The following is a 22,258-nucleotide window of genomic DNA, read 5'->3' as shown; positions in this document are numbered from 1 at the left end:
CCCGGCCCAGCTCATAAGGCTTACCAGAGCACCTTCAACCCGACAGAGCCCTGTGCGCCGGTCTTGACGCGGCTGTCGCCGCTGTTGGCCCACAGCTTGCCAATGTCGCCGTAGAGGCTGGTGTTCTTGGTCAGCTGCAGCATGGCGCCCACCGCGAACTCGGTCGACGTGTAGCCGCCCTTGGCGCGGATGTCGGTGGTGCCGGCCGGGGCGCTGAAGCTTGCCACGTCGGTGGTATTGCTGGCCTTGTACAGATTGACGCGGGCAAAGGGCTGCAGCACGGTGCCGCCGATGCTGTAGCTGCCCTTGACGCGGGCGCCCAGACGCAGGGTCCAGTCATCGTCCGCATCGTTCTTCACCTTGGCCAGGCTCAGCGTGGTGTCGTCCAGATTGAGCTTGCGGTAGATGATTTGCGCCTGCGGCTCCAACTGCCAGCTGCTGCCCAGGTCAAAGGGCTTGCCCACTTCCAGCGAGGCCAGCCAGCCGTGGCCCTTGGTGGTGGCGCCGGCGCCGGTGTCGGCCGTGCGCAGGCTGCTGCGGTAGTCGGCGCCCTGGATCACGGCGTCGGCGTACAGGCCGGAGTCGTGCTGCCAGGTGCCATAGAGGCCCACGTAGCGACCACGCAGGTTGTTGTAGCCCGCGTACTTGCGCTCCATGCCGCTGGAGAAGCCGCGCACGCCCATGTCGCCGTCCAGCTGGCCGACGTACAGGCCGGCCCTGAGATTGCGGCTGGCGTACACGTCCACGCCGGCCTGGAAGCCGGTCAGATGGCCGCTGCTCTCGGGGTTGACCGTGCCTTGCTGGGTGATGGTGGGAGCCGTGCGCAGCACGCGGGCCCAGGCGCGATGGCTGGGGTCCAGGTCGATGGCGCCTTGGGCGGCTTCATCGCCCATGCGCTTGCGCATGTCGCCCAGCATCGCCATGTCGGCTTGGCGCAGTTGCGCGGGCAGGGACGACAGCAGCGGCACTTCTTCACGATAGGCGGGGGCCGGGGTGACGCCGGGGCCGGGGTTCACCTGCGTGTTGGTCGAGTGCAGCGCGGCGCCTTGCGCCGTCTGGGTCAGGCGGTACTCGTAGGCGCCGGCATCGACATGGCCGCCGGCCAAGGTGAAGCTGCCGGGCTGCAGGCTGGCGCCGTTTTCGGTGGCGATGACCTGGATGCCCTGGCTGCCCGTCTGTGCGCCCAGGCCGCCGGCATTGGTGATCTGCACGCTGGTGCTGCCGCTGGCGATGGCGCCGGCGCCGCTCAACAGCAGCTTGTCGGTGGCGCTACCATCCGCGCCCAGCACGGTGGAAACGCCCAGCTTGCCGTTGTTGCCGACGTAGGGGCCGGTGACCTTGAGCACGGCGCCCGGCGTGCTGCCGCCGAGATTGACCGCGCCGCTGTTGTTCAGGCTGGCCACGGTCTGGCTGTAGCCCGCCAGGTCCAGCACCGCGCCGCTGGCCACGGTGTGGGCCGAGGCGCTGCTGAATGTATTGGCGGCGCCAGCCTTGAGCGTGCCCTGCGCGACATCGGTCGCGCCGGTGTAGTTGTTGCCCGCGCTGGTCAGGGTCAGGACGCCGCTACCTTGCTTGGTAAGGAAGCCGCCGCCGGTGATGGCGCCGGCCCAGGTGGCCGTGTTGGCGCCGGTGTCGATGACCGGGTCGTTGGTGCCCGTCATGTGCAGGTTGTTGACGATGGTCAGGCCGTTGGCAATCAGGTTGATGACAGTGCCGTCGTCCATGGACAGCATGCCAGTGCCCAGGCCCAGGGAGTGGCCCAGGCCGATGCTGCCCTGCTTGAGCTGCACGCCGCCCGAGAAGGCGCTGCCGCCGGTCAGCGCCAGCGCGCCGGCGCCGGTCTTGACCAGGCCGCCGCTGCCCACGACGATGCCCGAGTAGTAGGACGTACTGCCAGCCGCGGAATTGACGGTCAGGGTTCCCGCGCCCAGCGCCACGGTGCCGGCGCCGCTCAGGCTGCTGGCTTGCAGCGCGTTGCCGTTGAGGTCCAGCGTGGCGCCCGACAGCACCTGATAGCCGGTGCCTTGGACCAGTGCTGTGGTGGAGCCCGCGCGCAGCGTGCCGTCCGCGACCAGCGTGCCGCCGGTATAGCTGTTGGCGCCAGTCAGGGTCTGCGTGCCCGAGCCCTGCTTGACCAGGGTGCCTGTGCCGATGACCGAGCCGCTGAAGATGCCGTCGGCCGAACCGCCCGCCAGCAGGGTGTTGGTTCCCATCTTGATGTTGCCGGCGCCCGCCAGGGTGCCGAACACCTGGGCGCCTTGGCCTGCCGACAGGTCGAAGGTCGCGCCGTTGGCGACGGTCACGATGCCGGTGGCGGCGAGGCTGCTGCCCACGCCCAACACTACCGTGCCGTTGTTGACGTAGGTGCCGCCGGTATAGCTGTTGGTGCCGTTGAGCGTCAGCGTGCTGGCGCCGTTCTTGGTCAGGCTGCCCGTGCCCGAGATGTTGCCGTCGAGCGTCAGGTCGTGGCTGCCTTGCACGGCAAGGCCGGCGTTCAGGGCAATGTTGTTCGCCAGCGCCAGCGCCTGAGTGTTGTCCAGCGTGGCCGCGCCGCCTACCGTCAGCGTGCCGGAACCGAGCGCGGCGCCGTTGCCGACGATCAGGCCGCCAGCGTTCAGGAGGGTGCCGCCGGCGTAGCTGTTGACGCCGCTGAGGGTCAGGTTGGCCGCGCCGTTCTTGATCAGGCCGCCAGCGCCGCCGACGGTGCCGTTCAGGTCCATGGCGTTGGAACCGGCGATCGTCAGCGCGCCGTTCAGCGCGACCTTGTTGCGCACGGTGACTGCCGTGTTGCTGTCCAGCGTGGTGCCGTTGGCGGCGGTCAGCAGGCCGTTGCCCAGGGCCTTGTCGTTGCCCAGCACCAGCGTGCCGCCGTTGAGCGCCGTGCCGCCGGTGTAGCCGTTGGCGCCGTTGAGCACCAAGGTTCCCGAATCGTACTTGCCTAGTGTGCTGCTGCCGTTCAGGCGCGCATCGATCGTCGCCGTCACGCCCGGGTCTACGCGGATCGAGGCATTGCCCTGGTCACCATCGACCAAGTCCAATCCGCTAAGCCGGTCGAGGGGCGCAATTTGATAGCCATCGGTCAGGAACTGCATGCCGGTGATGTTCGCCTTGCCGAGGACTTGCACCACTCCTGCGGTTCCCTGGAACACTGCGAAACCGCCAGCCCAGGTACGATTATCGGTGCCGTCGACATTGGTCCAGTTCTTGGCGCCTAGCCCCCAGACACCGGTGCCCCCATCGATGGAACCGTTGCCGAATTGGTTCGCGCCATCCCAAAACTGCACGGTGATGTTCGGTGCAGTAACCAGCAGGTTGACTTGATTGCTTACGGCAGTCTGCAGCTGCAAGTCTGAGGGCTGCACGCTGCCGGGAACGTTGCCGAAGCGCATGCCGGTGTCGTTCAGGCTGCCGCCATAGTTCATGAGGCGGTACACGCCGGTGCCGAAGCCGCCGGCGTCGCTGATATTGAGCGTGCCGCCCAGGGTCAGGTTGCCGGTCACGTCCACCAAGGCGGTGCCGCCGCCGAGGGCGGGGGCGCCGAGGCTGGCGTTGACGATCGAGTTGGTGCCCAGTTGCAGGCCGCCAACCGACAGGGTGTAGCCGTCCGTCAATTTCAGGGCGGCGTCACCCATGACCGTCACGTTGCCGGCGATGCTGCCGGTTCCACCCAGGGCAGCGCCGCTGTACACCATCACATTCGTGCTGGCGAGCGAGCCGTCTACCCACAGGCTGCCGGCGCTGACCGAGGTCTGGCCGGTAAGCGTGTTGTTGCCGGAAAGAACCAGCGATCCCGTGCCGCTTTTGGTCAACAAGCCCCTGCCGTTGAGCTGGCCGCCGAAGTTGCTATTGGCCCCATTGGCCCCGATGGTCAGGTTGTTCCCGTTCGAGACCGTCACGGTGCCATTGCCGTTCAGGCTGGCCAGACGAGCCAGATTGGTGATGAACAGATTGGCGCCGGCTGCCACGTTCGCGGTGGCATTCTGGCCCAGCGCGTTGTTGCCCGCGGTGGTCAAGCTGCCGCCCTGCAGATCGATCATGCCGCTGAAGGTGTTGGCGCTGCCGGTAAGCGAGAGGTCGTTCGCACCGGTCTTGCGCAGCGTGCCGTTGCCGTTGAGCTGTCCATCCAGGATCAGGCTGTTGTTGCCCGCCACCGTGAGCGCGCCGTCGACATTGACGGTATTGCCCAGGCGCATCGGGCCCGCCGTATCCAGTTGCGTGTTGCCCGTGACGGTCAGCATGCCGGTGCCCAGCGCCGCGGCATTGCCCAGGCTCAAGTCGCCGGCATTGACCGTGGTGCCCCCGCTATGGCGGTTTTCGCCATTGAGGGTGAGTCGGCCGGCGCCGTTCTTGACCAGCTCGGTGGAACCATTGATCACCCCGTTCAGGGTGAAATCATTGCTGCCGTCCAGCGCCAGGGAGGCGCTCAGTTGCACGTTGTTGGCCAGGGTCACCGCGCGGCTGGCTTCCAGGGTTCCCGCGTTGCGCACGGTCAGCGTGCCCTCGCCGAGCGCTGCGTCGTGGCCCACGGCCAGGTTGCCGCCCGTCAGGTTGACGCCGCCCTGGAAAGAGTTGGCGCCGTTCAAGGTCAGCTTGCCCGTGCCGCGCTTGGTCAGGCCACCGAGGCCGTTGACCAGGCCGCCCAACGTGAGGTCCTGGTTGCCGACGAGGTTCAGGTCGCCAGCCAGGTTGATGGTGTTGCTCAGGCTCAATGCCACGCTGTTGTCCAGCTGCATGCCGGAGGCGGCGGTCAGGGTGCTGTTGCCCAGCGGATTGCTGGAGGCCAGCACCAGCTTGCCGCCGTTCAGCGCCATCGTGCCGCCGAAGGAGTTGTTGCCGCCCAGGGTCAAGGTGCCGCTGCCGTTCTTGTTCAGGCCGCCGCTGTTGCCGGCGATGTCGCCGTTCAGGGTCAAGTCATTGCTGCCACCCAGGTTCAACTGGCCTTGGGCGAAGATCTGGTTGGTCAGCGTGAGCGCCTGGTTGTTGTCCAGCGTGGTGTCGCCGTACGCGGCCAGCGGCCCCTGCCCCAACGCGGCATCGTTGCCGAGTACCAGGGTGCCGCCCTCCAGCAGGGTGGCGGCGTGGCTGTTGGCGCCGTTCAGCACCAGCGTGCCGAGGTCCAGCTTGCGTAGGGTGTTCAGCCCGCTAATAGGAACATTGATGGTCGCGGTAACGTTGGGATCAACCCTTACGGCGAACTGGCCCCTGGTTCCGTTGTTGGCCCGCAGCTCCGCGTTGTTGCCAGCGACGAGGTGGTAGCCATCGATCATGAACTGCATGCCGCCGATTTCGTGCGTGCCTTCCACCGTGACGGTGCCGGGGTCGCCCATGAACACAGCGAACTTGTTGAGCCAGCTTTGGTTAATCGTGCCGTCGGCACTGGTCCAATTGCTGTTGGCGGCATTCCACGTGCCGTTGCCACCGTCGATCGAGCCGTCAGCGACCAAGCGCGAGCCGTCCCAGGCCTGCACCGGCAAATTCGATTGGACGAAAAGGTTGACCTGATTGGCGGTGGCTGTCTGTACGGTCATTCCGCCGATACCGCCCACTCTGCTCGTGTCGACGTCGATGCCGTTGTTGGTAAGACCGCCACCGTAATTGAACAAGCGATACACACCGTCGCCGAGGTTGCCAGCATCGGAAATATTCAACTTTCCGGCCAGCGTCAGGTTGCCCATGACATTGAAGAGCGGGGTGTTTCCGGTAGACGAGGAACCCAGCGCCACATCGACGTTTGAGTTCTGGGCCAGGACCAGTGCGCTGGCGGTCAGCGTACTGCCACTGGTTCCGGCCAGATGGCCAAAGCTGTCGATGTTCAGCTGGCTATTGATGAAGCCGCCGCCGCTCACGGTGCCTCCGGTCCGGACGATGACAGCGGGGCTGCTCAGGGTGCCGCTGACCTTCAGGGTGCCGGCCGTGACGGTGACGTTGTTGTTCAGGGCGCTTGTGCCCGTGAGTTCCAGCGTGCCTGCGCCCGTCTTTTCCAGCGAACCCAGGCCGCTCAGCATGCCGGCATATGCGCTGCTGGCGTTGGTGCCGCCCACCTGCAACACGGTGGACCAGCTGATGTCGGTAGTGCCGCTGCCGCTCAGGGCGCCAATCCGGACGACGGGATCATTGAGGCTCAGCGTGGTGCCCGCGGCCAGCTTCACGCTGGCAGGAGCGCCCAGGCCATTACCGCCGGCTGTCGTGACGTAACCTTGATGGATTTCGAGGTCGCCGGCAAATGATGGGTTGTTGCCAAACAGGAACAATTCGGCCGCGCCAGTCTTGATCAGCTTGCCGCTGCCGCTCAGCTGGCCCGCCAAGGTCAGCTGCTCCTGGAGCTCCATGGTCAGGTTGCCGTTGACGCGGACGGCGTTCTGCAGGCTCGTGGGCTGGGTGTTCTTCAGCGTGGCCGTGCCATTGGCGACCAGCGCGCCGCTCCCGAGGGCTTCATTGTTGTTGAACGCCAAGGTACCGCCACTGAGGGCGATGCCGCCAGTGTGGGCGGTATTGATGGCGTTGAGGCTGAGCGTACCGTTGCCAGTCTTGACCAATTGGCCGGCGCCCGAAATCTGGGAATTCAAGGTCAGGTCATTGTCGCCGGCAACCGTCAGATTCGCATTGAGGGCGATGGCGTTGCCTAGCGTTACCGTGTTGCTTGCCGTCAGGGTGGAAGCGCCGCCCACGGTCAAGTTGCCGAGACCCAAAGCCTGATCGTTGCCCACCGTCAGCGTGCCGGCGTTCAGCGTGGTACCCGACAGATAGGTGTTGGCCCCGTTCAAGGTCAGGTTGGCGGCGCCGTTCTTGATCAGCGAGCCTGGGCCGTAAACGACGCCGTTCAGCGTCAGGTCGGCGCTTCCGCCTATCTCCACGCTGCCAAACAGATTCACGTTGTTGTCGAGGGCCACCTTGTTATTGGCGTCGAGCACCGTGTTGTTGAGCGCCGTCAGGGCGCCGCTGCCCAGCGCGGTATTGCTGCCGACCTCCAGACGGCCGGCCTCGATTATCGTGCCGCCGGCATAGGTGCTGTTGCCGTTGAGTACCAGCGTGCCGCTGTCTTGCTTGTGCAGGGTGCCGCTGCCGCCTATGGCGACGCCCAAGGTTGCGGTCACGTTGGGATTGACCCGAATCACGGCAACGCCGCTGGCATTCAGCTGACCATTGGCTCCGCCCACCAGCTTGTAGCCGTCGCTCTTGAACTCCAGGCCCGTGATGCTGTGCTGGCCGCCAACCGCCACCGTGCCGGCGGTGCCCGAGAACACCGCGTTGCTGTCGTTCCAGGATTGATTCGACGAACCGTCGGCGGACGTCCAGTTGGTGTTGGTGTAGTCCCAGATGCCGGCGGCGCCATCCACCGAGCCGTTCGCCACGGAGTGGCCGCCGTCCCAATACAGTTGCGGGTTGACGGGAACCGCATGCGCGCCCGTGGCAACCAGCGCAATGCCCAGCGCGCCCGCCAACTGCGCGCCGTTGCGGCGCAGGCGCCGGGCAGGGCTGCTGCTCTTGGCCGGCCCGCGGGCGATTTCACTGACGGCTTGCCATACGCCAGCGGCGGCGTTGAAGACTACTCGATAGACGTGATTCATTGATCTCTTCTATGCCGGCGCCGATGCCGGGCCGGCAAAATTGGATGTTGTATTGATTTAAATGAAACTAAATGCGTCTTGGTGGTAGGTCGCTCATCGAGCCGATAGCATGAACGGGCGAGGCAACCGCTACAAAAGTCGAAATTTTCTGCTGAAAATTAACATTTATTTACGCCAAGTAATGTACGGCAAAAATGCGGATCACCACATCGTCAATGCGGAAAAATCTGAATTCGGTTCATATTTGCTGCGTTGAAGCCACGCTGAGGCGCCGCTGGTCGAGCGCTGCATTCCTGCGTACACTCCCGGCCATGCTACGAATCGACAATCTCGGCAAGCGCTACGGCGACCATCTCGTCTTCCAGGGGCTGACCCATACGTTCACGCCCGGATGCGTGGCGTTGTGCGAAGAAGACAGCACCGGCAAGTCCACGCTGCTGGGCATCATTGCGGGCGTGATCGCGCCGGATGCGGGAGAGGTCTGGATCGACGGACATGCGCTGAGCCAGGCGCCGGCGCAAGCCCGGTCCCGCCTGGCCTATGTGCCCGACAATTGCATGGCGTTGCCCGCACAGACGGGGCGCGGATTGTTGGAACAGGTGGCGGCAGAGAAGAATGTGCCGCTGGCCGACAGCGTGCTGGACCTGGCGTTCCGGCTGGGGCTGGAGCCGCATCTGGACAAGCGCTTCGAGCAGATGTCCACGGGCACGCGGCGCAAGGTCTACCTGACGGCCGCCGCCCTGGGCGACCCGGCCGTCATCATTGCGGATGGGGCCAGCAACGGCCTGGATGCGCAGGCGCGCGGCGTGCTGGCAGAACAGTTCAAGATCTGGGCGCAGGATCGGGTGGTGCTGTTCGCCAGCCACGATCCTGAACTGGTAGAAGCCTGCGGCGCCAGATCAATCGAGGTTGCGGCGCTGCGCTGAAGGCGGCGCCGCCATTATTACTTCGCCATCAAGCCCAGGTACTCGATCAAGCCTTTTTCCTTGACGTAGGTGGCCTGCGCCCATTCCTTGTAGTCCTGGCTGTTGCGGTAGGCGGGCTCCTGGTTCAGCTGCTTCATGACGTCCATGCTGGCGGGGTCGAACAGCGCCTTCTTGAAGGCGTCGTGCAGCGTCTTCACCACCGCGGGATCCATGCCCTTGGGGCCGGCCAGGCCATAGGGCGAGGTGGACACGACCTTGTAGCCCAGTTCCTGGGCGGTGGGCACGTCGGGCCAGCGCGTGGTGCGCTTTTCGCCGAAGGTGACCAGCAGGCGCATCTTGCCGGAATCCACGAACTGGTCCCAGCCGGTGGCGTCGCTTTGCGCCATGACGTGACCGCCCAGCAGGGCCTGTTGCATGTCGGCGTTGCCCTTGAACGGCACGTGGTTCAGTTTCACCTTGGCGTTGATGGCGACTTCCTCGATCAGCAGGTGCGGCGACGAACCGATGCCGGTGGAGCCATAGTCGATGGTGCCGGGCGCCTTGCGCGCCGCCTCGATGTATTCGTTGAAGGTCTTGTACGGCGAGTCGGAGCGGACGGTGAAGCCGAAGGTGTAGCCGGACAGGCCCAGGATGAAGGTGAAATCGTTGATGGGGTCCCAGCTGCTTTTCTGCATGTACGGCATGCGCAGCATGGCCAGGGTGTACAGCGTGATGGTGTAGCCATCGGGCTTGGCGGTCTTGGCCATGGTCGCCGGGCCCAGGGTGCCGCCGGCGCCGGGCCGGTTTTCGACGATAACGGGCTGGCCCAGGTACTTGGAGGCGTCCTGCGCCACGGTGCGCAGGTGACGGTCGGTGGAGCCGCCAGCCGGGAAGGGCACGATCAGCGTGATGGGCTTGGACGGATAGGCGCCTTGCGCGCCGGCGGCGAAGGGCAATGCAATGCCGGCCATCGAGAGCAGCGCGGCGCCGAGGCAGGCGCGCCGCAGGGGCTTATGGGTCATGGGTTTGTCTCCTGGGGTGTTGTTGTGTGTGGGAAGGGGACTGCTCAGTCGCGCAGGGCGACCTTGACCGGTAAGCGGGCCAGCGCGTCGCGCAGGCTGGCCTTTAGCGCTGCGGACGCGCGGGCGTCGGCCTGGACTGCGACCTCGGGTTGAGCGTCGGCCTGTACGCGGAACAGCGCGCCGTCGTCGATCAGGCCGGCTTCCTGCAAGGTGCGCGCCACCACGGCCTGGGCCGATACCGCGGTGGCCAGGCGGCGCAGGTCGGGCTTGTAGATCTTGCCCACGTTGGTCATGGGCATGCTGTCCAGCACGATGACGCGCTTGGGCCGCGCCGGGCTTTCGTCCACGTGTTCGGCGGCATAGGCCAGCAGTTCGGCTTCCGGGACCTGGGCGCCTTCGGCCAGCGTGACAAAGGCGATGGGCAGTTCGCCGGCATAGGCGTCGGGGGCGCCGACGGCGGCGCAGAGCTGCACCGACGGGTGCGAGGCGAGTGCGTCCTCGATGGTCTTGGGATCGATGTTGTGGCCGCTGCGGATGATCAGGTCCTTGGCGCGGCCCTGCAGATGCAGCCGGCCGTCCGGGTCCAGGTAGCCGACGTCGCCGCTGATGAGCCAGCCGTCCTCGGTGAAAGCGCGCGCCGTGTCTTCGGAATCAAGAAAGCCGGGGATGACGTTGGGCGCCTTGAACAGCACCATGCCGGGCTTGCCTGCGGGGAGGTCGCGCGCGGGAGCGCCGGCCGGCACGTCCAGGCCGACGATGCGCACCTGCACGTAGGGCAGCGGAAAGCCGACGCAGCCGACCGGAAACTCGCAGCCTGGCGGCGAGATGGTGGAGATGCCCGCCATCTCCGTCATGCCCAGGCTTTCGTTGACGTGCAGTCCGAACAGCCGTTTGAAGCGAGCGGCCAGCTCGGCGGGCAGGGGCGCGGCGCCGGTGCGGCAATAGCGCAACGACGAGATGTCGGCGCCGGCCAGCGGCACTTCGGCCAACGCGGCGAGGATGGTCGGCACGCCTTGCAGCGAGGTGGCGCGGTGGTGTTCGACCAGGCGCCAGTAGTTGCGCAGCACGTCGCGGTTGCGCAGCAGCAGGGTGGTGGGGATGACGGTTTCCACGCCCGCCGACAGGGCGGCCAGCGATGCCGGCAACACGCCCGCCACATGGAACAGCGGATAGCCGTTGATGACCACGTCGTCCGGTCCGGCGTTCTGCAATTGCACCGCGGCCCAGGCGCTGAAGACCTGGTTGGCGTGGGTGTGGATGGCGAGCTTGGGCGCGCCGGTGGTACCGCCGGTATGGAAATAGGCGGCCACGTCGCCGGCGTGGATTTCCCGGTTGCTGACCAGGCGGTCGACCGGCTGCACGGCGCGCGCGGCGTTGAAGTCCAGCGCATGATCCGGCAGCGCCGGGCGGGCCGAGGCCGGCTCGTCCAACGGCGCCACGCGCAGCAGCGTGTGCAACGTGGGCACGCGTTCGCGCAGGCGCAGCGCCTTGGACCAGGAGCCGCATTCCACGTCGGACCCGTAGGCGATCAGTACCTTGGCGCGCGCCGTGGTCATGAGGGAGGCGAGCTTGTCCTCGGCCAGCAGGGGATTCAAGGGCTGGACGATGCCGGCGGCCTCGCCGCCCCAGAGCGCCAGGTGGTACTCCAGGCAGCCGGGCAGCAGGATGCCGACGGCGTCGCCCGGGCCCACGCCCAGTTCATGCAGCAGGTTGGCGGTCTGGTGGATGCCGGCCAGCAGTTCGCGGTAGCTCCAGCGCACCGGCGTGTCGCCGGGATCGGCGCTGCGCAGAAAGGTCAGCGCGGTCTTGTCGCCGAAAGCCGCGGCCGAGTTGCGGAAGATCTCGTAGGTGCTCTGCACCGTGAGCGTCTCGGTCAGCGGCCGGGCTTGCAGCCGCTGCACGTCCGCCGCGCTGCGCACGGGGAATGGGGCCGCAAAAGGCGGCGAGAGGGGCGGGGCGGCATGGACCTGGGTCATGGGCGTGGTCCTCCGCTCAGGCCTGCCCCAGCGCGATGTAGCGCCGCAGGTGATGGTCTTCGTCGCCCAGTTGGTGGTCGATCATGACCAGGCGCTTGGCATAGTGCGCCAGGGGCAGCTCCCAGGTCATGCCGATGCCGCCGTGCAGCTGGATGCTCTCTTCAGCCACCAGGGTGCCGATGCGGCCGATGGTGTACTTGGCGGCGGACAGCGCGCGCTCGCGGGTGGCGCGGTCCGGGTGGTCCAGTGCGGCCGCGGCGTTGATCACGGACGAACGCGCTTGTTCGATCTCCAGCAGCACGTCGGCCATGCGGTGTTGCAGCGCCTGGAAGCTGCCGATGGGAGCGCCGAACTGGCGGCGCGTGCGCAGGTATTCCAGGGTGGCGTCGCGAGCGCAGTCCATGGCGCCGACGGCTTCGGCGCACAGCGCCAGGATGCCGCGCCCGGCGGCGCGTTCCAGCAGCGGGTAGCCTGCGCCGGCCTCGCCCAGCAAGGCCTCTGGCGCAAGCTGTACGCCGTCGAGCACCAATTCGGCCGCGCGGCCGCCATCGATCAGGCCATAGCCGCGGACCGTCAGGCCGGGCGTGCCGGCGCTGAGCAGGAACAGGCTGATGCCGGCTTCGTCCTCCGGGGCGGCGGCGCTGCGGGCCGGGATCAGGAACAGGTCGGCGTGTTCGCCCGCCGCGACCACGGCCTTGGCGCCGTTGAGCACCCAGCCGTCTGCGTTGCGTTCGGCGCGGGTCTCGACGCGCGCCAGTTCATAGCCGGAGCCGGGTTCGGCGTGGGCCAGCGAGGCCGTGATGCTGCCCGCGATCAGGCCTTCAAGGGCCTCGCGCTGGGCCGGCGTGCCGGCTTCGGCGATGGCGCTGCCGACCATGAGCGCGTCCAGCAGCGGTTCGACGGCCAGGCCGCGGCCCAGCGCTTCGAACACGACGGAAATGTCGAAGCCGGTCCCGCCCAGTCCGCCGTCTGCTTCGGCAAACAGGGCGCCGATGGCGCCGAGTTCGGCATAGCGCTGCCACAGCTCCAGGCTGTAGCCCCGCTCCGAGCGGGCATTGCGGTCGCGCGTGGCGAAGTCGCTCTGTTCGGCGACAAAGCGGCGCAGCATGTCGGAGAGCATGCGCCGGTCTTCGGTGTGTTCAAAATTCATGGCCGGCCCTTACAGTCCGAGGATCATCTTGGAGATGATGTTCTTCTGGATTTCATTGGAGCCGCCGAAGATCGACAGCTTGCGGTTGTTGAAGTACTGCGCGGCGGCGCTCTCGGCGCCGTGGGGGCCGATGGGCGGTGCGTCATAGCCGTCGTGCAGCGCTTCGGGCACGAAGGGGCGGGCATAGGGGCCCATGGCGCGGCGGTTCAGCGCGCTGATCTCCTGGCGGATCTGGGTGCCGCGGATCTTCAGCATGGAGCTTTCGGCGCCGGGCGCGCCGCCGCCGGCCACCGCCGCGACCACGCGCAGGTTGGTGGTGCGCATGTTGGCCAGCTCGATCTCGACGCGCGCCAGCCGCGCGGCGAAGTCCGGGTCTTCCGATAGCGGACGTCCGTGCTTGCGTAGTCTTGCGGCTACCGTTTTCAGGCGTTCCAGCGCTGCCGTGGATTGTCCAACGCCGGCGATGTTGGTGCGTTCGTAGGTCAGCAGGTACTTGGCGCAGGTCCAGCCGCGGTTCTCCTCGCCCACCAGGTTGGCCGCAGGCACCCGCACGTCGGAGAAGAACACTTCATTGACTTCGTGCTCGCCGTCCAGGGTGATGATGGGGCGCACTTCCACGCCGGGGCTCGCCATGTCGATCAGCAGGAAGCTGATGCCTTCCTGGCGTCGGCCTTCCTGTGACGTGCGCACCAGGCAGAAGATCATGTTGGCGTACTGGCCCAGCGTGGTCCAGGTCTTCTGGCCGTTGACGAGGTAGCTGTCGCCGTCGCGCACGGCGGTGGTCTTGACCGAGGCCAGGTCCGAGCCCGCGCCGGGTTCGGAATAGCCCTGGCACCACCAGTCGGAACCGTCCAGGATGCGCGGCAGCCAGTGGCGGCGCTGCGCCTCGCTGCCGTACTTGATCAGCACCGGGCCCAGCATGCTCAGGCCAAAGGGCACGATGCGCGGCGCGCCGGCCAGCGCGCATTCGTTTTCGAAGATGTACTTCTGCACGGCGCTCCAGCCGGTGCCGCCGTATTCCATCGGCCAATGGCTGGCGAGCCAGCCTTGCTGGTTGAGGATGGCGTGCCACTCGACCATGTCGGCGCGCGTCAGCAGCTTGCCCTGCGCGACCTTGGCGGACAGGCGCTCGGGCAGGTGGCTGGCGAGAAAGGCCCGCACTTCGTCGCGGAAGGCGTTTTCTTCGGGGGTGAATTCCAGGTCCATGGGGGATCCTCAGTAGATTTCAAACAGGCCGGCCGCGCCCATGCCGCCGCCCACGCACATGGTGACGACGGCATAGCGGGCGCCGCGGCGGCGGCCTTCGATCAGCACGTGGCCGGCCAGACGGGCGCCGGTGACGCCGAAGGGGTGGCCCAGGGCGATGGCGCCGCCGTCCACGTTCAGGCGGTCCATCGGAATGCCCAGCTTTTGCTGGCAATACAGGGCTTGCGAGGCGAAGGCCTCGTTCAGTTCCCAGAGGTCGATGTCCTGCACCTTGAGGCCGTGGCGCGCAAGCAGCTTGGGCACGGCGTAGACGGGGCCTATGCCCATCTCGTCGGGTTCGCAGCCGGCGATCGCCAGGCCGCGGAACGCGCCCAGCGGCGTGATGCCGGCGCGCTGGGCTTCAGCGGCTTCCATCAGCACGCAGGCGGCGGCGCCGTCCGACAACTGCGAGGCATTGCCTGCCGTGACGAACTGGCCGGCGCCGCGCACAGGGGCCAGCGAGGCCAGGGCGTCGTAGGTGGTGCCGGGGCGGTTGCAGGTGTCGCGGTCCACGGTCACTTCGCGCTCGCTGACGGCGCCGGTGGCGCGGTCGGTGACGGACATGGTCGTGGTGACCGGAACGATCTCTTCCAGATACCGTCCAGCGGCCTGCGCGGCCTCGGTACGCGCCTGGCTTTGCGCGGCGAAATGGTCCTGGGCTTCACGGCTGATGCCGTAGCGGGCCGCGACGACGTCGGCGGTTTCGATCATGGGCAGGTAGAGCTCGGGCTTGTTTGCCACGATCCACGGATCCATGCCGCTCACGCCGTCGTCGCGGGTGCGGATCTGCGACACGAGTTCCACGCCGCCCGCGATCATCGCGGGGGCGCCGTCCATGACGATGCGGCTGGCGGCCGAGGCGATGGCCTGCAGGCCGGAGGCGCAATAGCGGTTGACGGTGGCGCCGCCCACGCTGACCGGCAGGCCGGCGCGGATCACGGCCTGGCGGCCTATGTTGCGACCCGTGGCGCCTTCTGGATAGCCGCAGCCGATGAACGCGTCTTCGATCAGGGCCGGGTCTATGCCGGCGCGGTCGACGGCGGCGCGCACGGCGTGCGCGGCCAGCGTGGGGCCGGCGATGAGGTTGAATTCGCCGCGCCCCGCCTTGGTGATGGGGGTGCGGGCGGTGGAGACGATGACGGCTTCGCGCATGGCGTGTTCCTGTAAAGTGTCCGGGTCAGCCGGCCTGGTTCAGGCTGGCGAAATTGCGGCCGGATTCGGCCAGCTGCACGAGCAACGGCGAAGGTTTCCAGAAGGCGGGGTCTTCCTGCGCATAGCCGCGGATATCGGCCAGCACGCAGTCCAGCCCCACGCTGTCGGCGTAGTGCATGGGGCCGCCGCGATAACGCGGAAAGCCGTAGCCCGACAGGAACACCACGTCAATGTCGGACGGGCGCTGCGCGATGCCTTGGTGCAGCACGTTGGCCGCTTCGTTGATCATGGCGGCCAGGTAGCGGCGCTGGATGTCTTCTTGCGTGTAGGCGCGCGGCGTGACGCCCGCGCGCGCGCGTTCGGCATCGATGATGGCGAGGACTTCGGGGTCTTGTTCGCCTTGGCGCGCGCCGTCGGGGTACAGGTAGAAGCCGCGGCCCGTCTTCTGGCCGAACCAGCCCCGTTCGCACAGCCGGTCGGGAATCTGCACGTAGCGCAGTGCTGGGTCGCGGGTGGGCGCGCGGCGCTTGCGTGTGGCCCAGCCGATGTCGCCGCCGGCCAGGTCCGCCATCTGGTAGGGACCCATGGGATAACCGAAGTCGCGCACGGCGGCGTCGATCTCGTAGGGCGACGCGCCGTCTTCCATCATCATGTCCGCCGCCTGGCGGTGCACGGCCAGGATGCGGTTGCCGATGAAGCCATCGCACACGCCCGCGCGCACCGGGATCTTGCGCAGTCGCCGCGCCAGTTCGAAGCCGGTGGCCACGGTGTCGGGCGCGGTGTGCTCGCCCACCACGACTTCCAGCAGCTTCATGATGTTGGCCGGCGAAAAGAAGTGCAGGCCCAGTACGTCGGCGGGCCCGCGCGTGGCGGCGGCGATGAGGTTGACGTCCAGGTACGAGGTATTGGTGGCCAGCACCGCGCCGGGCTTGGCGACGCGGTCCAGCTGCGCGAACACGGCTTGCTTGACCGCCATGTCTTCGAACACGGCTTCGATGATGAGATCGGCGTCGTCCAGCGCCTCGTAGCGGGTCGAGCCGGTGTAGCGCGCCATGCGGGCGTCGCGCTCGTCGGCGCTGATCCGGCCTTTCTTGACCAGCAGCTCGTAGACCTGCGCGACGCGGCCGCGCCCGCGTTCCAGCGCGGCATCGTCCTGCTCGACCATGGTCACGGGAAAGCCGGCGTCCAGCGCCGAGACGGCGATGCCCGCGCCCATGGTGCCGCCGCCGACGATGCCGATACGCTCCAGGCGCCGCGGCCGGGCCGCTTGCTGGCCCGGCATCTTGGCCGTGTCACGTTCAGCGAAGAAGGCATGCACCAGGCCCGCCCGCTGCGGGCTGTCCAGGCATTGCAGGAACAGCGCGCGTTCGGTGCGCAGGCCATCCTCGAAAGGCTGCTCGATGGCGGCGCGCACGGCTTCGACTATCTTGCCGGGCGAGTACAGCCCACGGGTGGTCCGCGCCACGCGTTCGGCCGCTGCCTCGACCTGGGCCAGCGCGGCGGTCCGGTCGGCGAGCGCGCCGCCGTCGCGGGTGCGGCGCGGACCCGCGCCGATCGCCAGCAATTGCCGGGTGTAGGCCAGGCCCGCGTCCAGCGGATCGGTCTCGCTGGAGAGCGCGTCCACCAATCCGGCTTCCAGGGCGGCGCCGGCAGAGAGGTGCTTGCCGGTCAGCATCAAATCCAGCGCGGCCTGCGCGCCCATGAGGCGCGGCGCGCGCTGGGTGCCGCCGGCGCCGGGCAGCAGGCCCAGGTTCACTTCGGGCAGGCCCAGCTTGGCGCCCGCGAGCGCGACGCGGTAGTGCGCCGCCAGCGCCACTTCCAGTCCGCCGCCCAGCGCCGCGCCGTGCAGCGCGGCAACCACCAGCTTGGCGCTGGCTTCGATCTGGTTGCAGACGTCGGGCAGGATGGGCGGCTGCGGCGGCTTGCCGAATTCGCGGATGTCGGCGCCCGCGATGAAGTTCTTGCCCGCGCCCATCAGCAGGATGGCGCGGACCTGCGGATCGGCCTGGGCGTCGCGCACGGCCGCGGCCAGATCGCCGCGCACGGCGGCGCTCAGGGCATTGACGGGGGGATGGTCGATGGTGACGACGAGAATGTCGTCATAGCGGCGCGCGTTGGCCGCGCCGGTGCTTGCGCTGTCTGTCATGGACAGTGTCTCCGATGAGGCCTGCCGCCGGAGCGCCGCTGGGGGCGAGGGCTAGGGCCGGGCGGACCAGGAACGGCCCGTCTTTTATGGCCTCATTCTTTCGCAGTAAAGAAGTCTTGACAATGGCATCGATAATTGACATTGAAGTCAAAAAAATTTGACAATGTGGAGGTGACTTGCTGCGGCGTGGAGGCCCGGAATGGACACTAAATCCCTGACGTTGCTGGTGGAAATCCTGGACGCGGGCAACCTCAGCGAGGCCGCGCGCCGCCTGAAGATGACGCGCGCTAACGTCAGCTACCACTTGAATCAGCTGGAACGCTCGGTAGGCATGCAGCTGGTGCGGCGCACAACGAGGCATGTGGAGCCGACAGAAATCGGACTGAAGCTGTATCACCACGGGCGCAGCATCCAGGACGAACTCGCCGCGGCGCGTGAATCCGTCGAGACCCTGGGCAAGACGCCGCAGGGCAAGGTCAGGCTGAGCGTACCCAGCGGCTACGGGCAGTTCGTGATGACGCCCTGGCTGCTGGAATTCAAGCGGACCTATCCGGACATTGTGCTGGACGTGTTGTTCGAGAACAGCGTGGATGACCTGCTGCGCGACGAGGTCGATATCGCGGTGCGCATCATGTCCGAGCCGCCGCAGAACCTGGTGGCGCGCGAGCTGGGCCAGGTCCGCTACGTGGCCTGCGCCTCGCGGGACTATGCCGCCGCCCGGGGCCTGCCGCAGCATCCGGAAGAGCTGTCGCGCACGCCCATCATCAGCGCGGCGGTCATCGGCCGGCCTTTGCGGCTTTCGGCCTACTACGGCGGCCAGCCGCGGCAGCACGTGGTGATGGAGCCGACGGTGATCTCGCGCAACTACGCGTTCCTGCGCGATGCAATCCTGGCCGGGCTGGGCGTGGGCGTGGTGCCGGACTACGTGGTGCACGACGACATCGCGCGCGGCGACCTGGTGGCCGCGTTGCCGCAATGGCGCTTGAGCATCTTCGGGCGCGGCATGTACATGCTGTATATGCCCAATCGGCACCACCCGCGGGCGATCTCGATGATCATCGAATTCATCCTGGAGCGCGCCCAGGCTGCGCACGAAGGCAGGCCGGGGTTGCTGGAGGCGGTGGGGTAGCGGGCCCGGCCCGCTTGGGTGTAGAGGGCCGGGCGGCGTGGTTTTCCTGACTGGGCGTTCAGCTTGGCAGGCATAAAATTCCTGTTCTTTACGGCAAACGGCCGCAGGGCCGCGCCCATTTTTTCCAGGCCCGTCCATGTCCTCTTCCGACGTCCAATTGCTTCTTACCGCGCTGGCTAGCGTGCTGGTGCTGGTTGCGCTGATCGTTTCGCGCATCCGCATGCATCCGCTGCTGGCGCTATTGATCGTCTCCATCGGCGTGGGGTTCGCCACCGGCATGGAGCCCGTGGCCATCGTCAAGAACCTGAGCAATGGCGCCGGCAAGACGCTGGGCGCGGTGGGCGTGGTGATCGCGCTGGGGGCGATGCTGGGCAAGATCCTGGCCGACTCGGGCACGACCGAACGCCTGGCCAATGCCATCCTCAGCCATACTTCGCCGCGCATGATTCCCTGGGCCATGACCCTGGTGGCCTTCGTCATCGGCATACCGATGTTCTTCGAGGTCGGCCTGGTGGTGATGCTGCCGCTGATCTTCAGCGTGGCGCGCAAGCTGGAAAGCCAGCAGCGATTCAAGGGCTCGGCCTACGTGTACGTGGGCGTGCCGGTGATCTCGGCGTTGGCGGCGATGCACGGCATGGTGCCGCCGCATCCGGGTCCGCTGACCGCCATCGCCACGCTCAAGACCACGGTGGGGCCGACCATGATCTACGGCTTCATCGCGGCGCTGCCGGCCATGGTCTTCGGCGGCCCCTTGTACGGCGCTTTCATTTCGCCGCGCATGACGACGCGTCCGGACGAGGCGCTGCTGGAACAGTTCACCACCACCCGCCAGGAGGCTGCCGGCCGCAATGCGCCCAGCGTAGGCCTGGGGGTGCTGGCGGCCTTGCTGCCCGCCTTGCTGATGCTGGTGCACGCGGGCGCGGAGATGCTGCTGCCCAAGGACTCGCGCGCCATGCACGTGGCGGCGTTCCTGGGCGACCCGATGGTCGCGATGCTGCTGGGCGTGCTGTTCGCCGCCTTCACCCTGGTGCTGATGCGCGGCGGCGACGCGGAAAAGCTGCGCGACGCCATGGGCAAGAGCCTCAAGCCCATCGCCGGCATCATGCTCATCATCGCGGGCGGCGGCGCGTTCCAGCAGGTGCTGACCAGCGCCAAGGTGGGCGATGCCATCGTGCAGCTGACGCATCAGTTTTCCTTGCCGCCGCTGGTGCTGGGCTGGCTGATCGCCATGCTGCTGTCGGTGTCCACCGGATCGGCCACGGTCGGTATCGTGGGCGCGGCGGGCTTGCTGGCGCCGCTGGCGGGCGCCGATCCCAGCCTGAACCTGCCGCTCCTGGCGCTGGCCATCGGCTGCGGCTCGCTGTTCTTCAACTACGCCAATCACGCAGGCTTCTGGATGGTGAAGGAGTCCTTCGGCATGACCATGGGCGAAGCGACCAAGACGATTTCGGTGGTGCAGTCCATCGTGTCGGTGGTCGGGCTCATCATGGTGCTGCTGTTCAACATGCTGCCGCCGCTGGGCTGACGCCGCTGCGGGCCGTAATTGTTATGCTGGGTCTGTCGTTTCCGGAGACCCCATGACAGAGATGCCCCGTTCCGCCGCCACGCATTCCGCGCTGGCTTCCGAAGCGCGCCGCACGCAGTTGCGGCGCATGAAGATCGCCGCGCTGGCTCTGTTGGTGGCGATGGTCTGCGGTTTCATCACCAGTCACGTCATGGGCGGGCAGGGCGCCTGGGCTTGGGTGCGGGCGTTCTGCGAGGCGGCCACGGTGGGCGCGCTGGCCGACTGGTTCGCGGTGGTGGCGCTGTTCCGCCGGCCGATGGGGCTGCCGATTCCGCATACGGCCATCATTCCCAGCAACAAGGACCGCATCGGGGACAACCTGGCGGTGTTCGTGCGCGACCATTTCCTGGATCCGGACACGCTGATGGAGAAGCTGCGGGTGTTCGATCCCGCGGCGCGCCTGGCGCGCTGGCTGGGGCGCCCGCGGCAGGCGCGGGCCTTGAGCGAGGGGGCGCGCAATGTGGCCTTGCAGACGCTGGACCTGCTGGACGACCGGGCGGTGCGCGGGGTGATCCAGGAATTCGTGGTGAAGAACCTGCGGCGCTGGGACGCGGCGGATACGGCGGGCGAGGTGCTGGGCTTGTTGACGCGTGACGGGCGGCATCAGGAGCTGCTGGACGCGGCGCTGGAGCGGCTGGGCGGCTATCTGGGCGACGAGGACGTGAAGGCGCGGGCCTCGAGCCTGCTGGTGAAGTTCGCGAAGAAGGAATGGCCGCGCATCATTGCGGCGGTGGACGTGGTGAAGTCGGTGGACGGAATTGCCGACAATCTGGCGGACCGGCTGGCGCGGGCGCTGGTGGAGGAACTGCGGGACGTGCTGTCCGAGCCTGGGCATCCGGTGCGGCGGGATTATGAAGCCTGGGTGCAGGATTACATCCGGCGGCTGAAGGATGATCCGGCCTTGTCGGCGCAGGTGGAGGCGCTGAAGCAGCGGGCGATCGATCATCCGAAGGTGCAGGAGTACGTGCAGGGGCTGTGGGACGATATCCATGCGGCGCTGAGGCGCGATCTGTCATCGGAGGATTCGGCGCTGGCGCGGCATCTGGAGAGCGCATTGCTGGCCTTGGGGCGCAAGCTGGGGGAGGATCCGGGGTTGCGGGAGGCGATCAACAATCACGTGCTGGGCGGGGCGCGGAGGTTGACGGGGCGCTTGCGTAGCGGGGTCACGGAGCACATTTCCCGCACGGTGAAGAATTGGGATGAACGGCATCTGGTGGATGAGCTGGAACTTAGCGTGGGGAAGGATCTGCAGTACATACGGTTCAATGGCACCTTGGTGGGCGGGTTGATAGGGGTGGCACTGCACGCGGTCGTGTTGCTGGTTCGAGGGTGATGCGATTGCCGTATGGGATGGCTGTTGAGGATTCGGCTGCTGTTTTCTGCGCTTCGTAGGCCGCCCGTCGGCGCGGGCGCCTGGGTGGCGAGCGCCCACGATTGCGGTCCGGAGCCTTCGCTCCGGACTGCCCCGTCGTCATCTTCGTCCAGGCCTGCGGCCTTCCCTTCAGATTCCCTCGGGCGCATCGAGGTTGCTCGCCACCCAGGCGCCCGCGCCGACGGGCTACGTGCGTACAGATTTGATGCGCCGCTAGAGCCGGGTTCGGTTCCGAGTCTTGCGATGCCCGTCAATTGCGGCCGTCCGGACGGCCGCAATTGACGTACGTCGGGCGTGTCGTCGGGGTTTTGCGCGCTCGCGCGAATGTGGCGGGATGGCTCTTTTTTGCAAGATCTGCGTTTGTATCAGGAACGAAGATTGCTGGCAGACGCCCTGACCCAAATGCTATTGTTTTTTCCGGCATGGCCGGCACGGGCCGTCCATGCACCACCGGGCGTCCGCGGGCTGCGGGCGCGTATCTTGGAGGCACCCCATGAAGAAAATCTCGATGCTGGTCGCGGCGCTTGCGTTCGCAGGCGCGTCTGGCGCGGCGCTGGCGGAAGACGTGTCGATGTCGTTCCTGAGCGTGGACGGCGTGGGCAAGAGCGCTGGCACGATCACGCTCAAGGACACCAAAGGCGGGCTGCAGCTTACGCCGCATCTGAAGGGCCTGCCGCCCGGCGAGCACGGCTTCCATGTGCATGAGAAGGGTTCGTGCGAGCCTGGCATGGTGAACAACCAGATGGCGGCTGGCGGCGCGGCGGGCGGGCATTTCGATCCCAAGGGCACCAAGGCGCACAAGGGGCCGATGGCGACTGACGGGCATCAGGGCGATCTGCCGTTCATCGTGGTCGCTGCCGACGGCACGGCGACGAAGGCGGTGGTGGCGCCGCATCTGAAGCTGGCCGATGTGAAGGGCCGCGCGGTGATGGTGCACGTGGGCGGCGACAACTACAGCGATACGCCGGCGCCGCTGGGCGGCGGGGGCGGCCGGCTGGTTTGCGGCGTGGTGAAGTAGCCGCTTGGGCG

General features: G+C 67.2%; 12 protein-coding genes. 5 read left to right on the top strand and 7 right to left on the bottom strand.

Translation table 11 applies throughout. The features are described from left to right. Positions 1–20: 20 nt before the first annotated feature. Positions 21–7,568, bottom strand: a complete 7,548-nt coding sequence (locus AC1RHV_RS05370; protein WP_492299966.1) for an autotransporter-associated beta strand repeat-containing protein — start codon at positions 7,566–7,568, stop codon at positions 21–23. Between the two features lie 311 nt (positions 7,569–7,879). Between AC1RHV_RS05370 and AC1RHV_RS05365 the strand changes: the two genes are divergently transcribed. Further along, positions 7,880–8,494: an ABC transporter ATP-binding protein gene (locus tag AC1RHV_RS05365; RefSeq protein ID WP_054456399.1), complete on the top strand. Its 615-nt coding sequence runs from the start codon at positions 7,880–7,882 to the stop codon at positions 8,492–8,494. Between the two features lie 17 nt (positions 8,495–8,511). Here the strand turns inward: AC1RHV_RS05365 and AC1RHV_RS05360 are convergent, their stop codons facing one another. Genes AC1RHV_RS05360 through AC1RHV_RS05335 form a run of 6 tightly spaced genes read right to left on the bottom strand, consistent with a single transcriptional unit; the run spans position 8,512 to position 17,164 of the window. Further along, positions 8,512–9,495 (bottom strand): tripartite tricarboxylate transporter substrate binding protein, encoded by a 984-nt coding sequence (locus AC1RHV_RS05360; RefSeq protein ID WP_054456400.1) that lies wholly within the window; start codon positions 9,493–9,495, stop codon positions 8,512–8,514. Between the two features lie 44 nt (positions 9,496–9,539). After that, on the bottom strand, positions 9,540–11,471 hold the full coding sequence (locus AC1RHV_RS05355) for an acyl-CoA synthetase (protein ID WP_054456401.1): 1,932 nt from the start codon (positions 11,469–11,471) through the stop codon (positions 9,540–9,542). Between the two features lie 16 nt (positions 11,472–11,487). Beyond that, positions 11,488–12,621: an acyl-CoA dehydrogenase family protein gene (locus AC1RHV_RS05350; protein WP_492299964.1), complete on the bottom strand. Its 1,134-nt coding sequence runs from the start codon at positions 12,619–12,621 to the stop codon at positions 11,488–11,490. Between the two features lie 9 nt (positions 12,622–12,630). Next, a complete protein-coding gene (locus tag AC1RHV_RS05345) occupies positions 12,631–13,827 on the bottom strand; it encodes an acyl-CoA dehydrogenase family protein (protein WP_492299962.1) in 1,197 nt (398 codons plus the stop codon). A gap of 9 nt (positions 13,828–13,836) precedes the next feature. Beyond that, positions 13,837–15,018 (bottom strand): acetyl-CoA C-acyltransferase, encoded by a 1,182-nt coding sequence (locus AC1RHV_RS05340; protein ID WP_306653372.1) that lies wholly within the window; start codon positions 15,016–15,018, stop codon positions 13,837–13,839. A gap of 25 nt (positions 15,019–15,043) precedes the next feature. Continuing rightward, on the bottom strand, positions 15,044–17,164 hold the full coding sequence (locus tag AC1RHV_RS05335) for a 3-hydroxyacyl-CoA dehydrogenase NAD-binding domain-containing protein (protein ID WP_492299960.1): 2,121 nt from the start codon (positions 17,162–17,164) through the stop codon (positions 15,044–15,046). 199 nt (positions 17,165–17,363) lie between these two features. On the opposite strand from AC1RHV_RS05335, the gene AC1RHV_RS05330 reads away from it, so the two are divergent. The 4 genes from AC1RHV_RS05330 (at position 17,364) to sodC (ending at position 22,247) form a co-directional block, all read left to right on the top strand. Continuing rightward, positions 17,364–18,293: a LysR family transcriptional regulator gene (locus AC1RHV_RS05330; protein WP_119451407.1), complete on the top strand. Its 930-nt coding sequence runs from the start codon at positions 17,364–17,366 to the stop codon at positions 18,291–18,293. A gap of 136 nt (positions 18,294–18,429) precedes the next feature. Then, positions 18,430–19,818 (top strand): GntP family permease, encoded by a 1,389-nt coding sequence (locus tag AC1RHV_RS05325; RefSeq protein WP_054456407.1) that lies wholly within the window; start codon positions 18,430–18,432, stop codon positions 19,816–19,818. Between the two features lie 52 nt (positions 19,819–19,870). Continuing rightward, the gene (locus tag AC1RHV_RS05320) at positions 19,871–21,190 is read left to right on the top strand and encodes a DUF445 domain-containing protein (protein WP_082401160.1); all 1,320 of its coding nucleotides are present in this window, start codon (positions 19,871–19,873) and stop codon (positions 21,188–21,190) included. Between the two features lie 532 nt (positions 21,191–21,722). Then, positions 21,723–22,247 carry a superoxide dismutase family protein gene (sodC, locus tag AC1RHV_RS05315; protein ID WP_054456408.1) on the top strand — a complete coding sequence of 175 codons (525 nt, stop codon included), beginning with the start codon at positions 21,723–21,725 and terminating at the stop codon, positions 22,245–22,247. Positions 22,248–22,258 lie beyond the last annotated feature (11 nt).

It is taken from the genome of Achromobacter sp. GW823-FHT04E03 (assembly GCF_058796095.1).
This window is presented reverse-complemented; position numbering and strand designations above follow the sequence as displayed.

What these genes read in the sequence shown, in the direction of transcription:
- AC1RHV_RS05335 (WP_492299960.1), bottom strand. Translation starts at nt 17,164, where the DNA reads ATGACAGACAGCGCAAGCACCGGCGCGGCCAACGCGCGCCGCTATGAC.
- AC1RHV_RS05365 (WP_054456399.1), top strand. Translation starts at nt 7,880, where the DNA reads ATGCTACGAATCGACAATCTCGGCAAGCGCTACGGCGACCATCTCGTC.
- AC1RHV_RS05370 (WP_492299966.1), bottom strand. Translation starts at nt 7,568, where the DNA reads ATGAATCACGTCTATCGAGTAGTCTTCAACGCCGCCGCTGGCGTATGG.
- AC1RHV_RS05360 (WP_054456400.1), bottom strand. Translation starts at nt 9,495, where the DNA reads ATGACCCATAAGCCCCTGCGGCGCGCCTGCCTCGGCGCCGCGCTGCTC.
- AC1RHV_RS05355 (WP_054456401.1), bottom strand. Translation starts at nt 11,471, where the DNA reads ATGACCCAGGTCCATGCCGCCCCGCCCCTCTCGCCGCCTTTTGCGGCC.
- AC1RHV_RS05345 (WP_492299962.1), bottom strand. Translation starts at nt 13,827, where the DNA reads ATGGACCTGGAATTCACCCCCGAAGAAAACGCCTTCCGCGACGAAGTG.
- AC1RHV_RS05350 (WP_492299964.1), bottom strand. Translation starts at nt 12,621, where the DNA reads ATGAATTTTGAACACACCGAAGACCGGCGCATGCTCTCCGACATGCTG.
- sodC (WP_054456408.1), top strand. Translation starts at nt 21,723, where the DNA reads ATGAAGAAAATCTCGATGCTGGTCGCGGCGCTTGCGTTCGCAGGCGCG.
- AC1RHV_RS05340 (WP_306653372.1), bottom strand. Translation starts at nt 15,018, where the DNA reads ATGCGCGAAGCCGTCATCGTCTCCACCGCCCGCACCCCCATCACCAAG.
- AC1RHV_RS05325 (WP_054456407.1), top strand. Translation starts at nt 18,430, where the DNA reads ATGTCCTCTTCCGACGTCCAATTGCTTCTTACCGCGCTGGCTAGCGTG.
- AC1RHV_RS05330 (WP_119451407.1), top strand. Translation starts at nt 17,364, where the DNA reads ATGGACACTAAATCCCTGACGTTGCTGGTGGAAATCCTGGACGCGGGC.
- AC1RHV_RS05320 (WP_082401160.1), top strand. Translation starts at nt 19,871, where the DNA reads ATGACAGAGATGCCCCGTTCCGCCGCCACGCATTCCGCGCTGGCTTCC.